The 655-nt window shown below is 73.9% G+C and carries 1 protein-coding gene; it reads right to left on the minus strand.

The window, feature by feature from the left end:
- Positions 1-116: 116 nt before the first annotated feature.
- Positions 117-655 (minus strand): metal ABC transporter substrate-binding protein (locus EAO77_RS35335; RefSeq protein WP_147992418.1); only part of this gene is annotated, 539 nt, incomplete at its 5' end.

Raw genomic sequence — 655 nt, forward strand, 5'->3', positions numbered from 1 at the left:
GTTCCTTTCTCGGCCGCGGGTTCGCGGCATGCATGAGGTGTGGCGGGAGGTGTGCGGGGTCGCACGGGCCCGTGGTGGGCGGTGTGCCCCGTGTCCCAGGGGGCGGCGGCCAGGTCTCAGGGGGCGGCCGTCAGGCCGTCGGTCATGGCGGTGGTGTTGGTCCGCATCATCTGGAGGTAGGTCGCGGCTCCGCCGCCCCGGGCGGTCAGCGACTCCGAGTGGAGTGCGACGACGCGGACCCCGTCGCCGAGCTCGTCCGACCTGCGCTCGCTCACCGAGGCCATGCGCGAGGCCGGTGTGCGCACCGTCTTCGCCGACTCGTCCCGGCCGGCGCGGCTGGCCGAGGTGCTGCGCACCGAGCTCGGCGAGGCCAGGGTGGTGCCGCTCGGGACGACCGCGCCGATCACCCGGAAGCCGAAGCGGTCGGCGAGGTAGCCGAAGACATGGTGGTTGGTGACCAGGGCGCGCCGGTCCTCGGGGATCCGCTCGAACGAGGTCTCCATCCAGGCGGTGAGGTCGGCGAGTTGGCGGTCGTAGCGGGCGGTGTTGGCGCGTACGGCGGCCGCGTCCACCCCGTCGACGTGCTCGATCACCTGCGCGGCGATCAGGCCGGTGGCGGCCCGCACCCGGTCGGGGTCGGTCCAGAAGTGCGGGT

This window comes from Streptomyces sp. T39 (genome assembly GCF_008042045.1).
Taxonomy (GTDB): Bacteria; Actinomycetota; Actinomycetes; order Streptomycetales; family Streptomycetaceae; genus Streptomyces.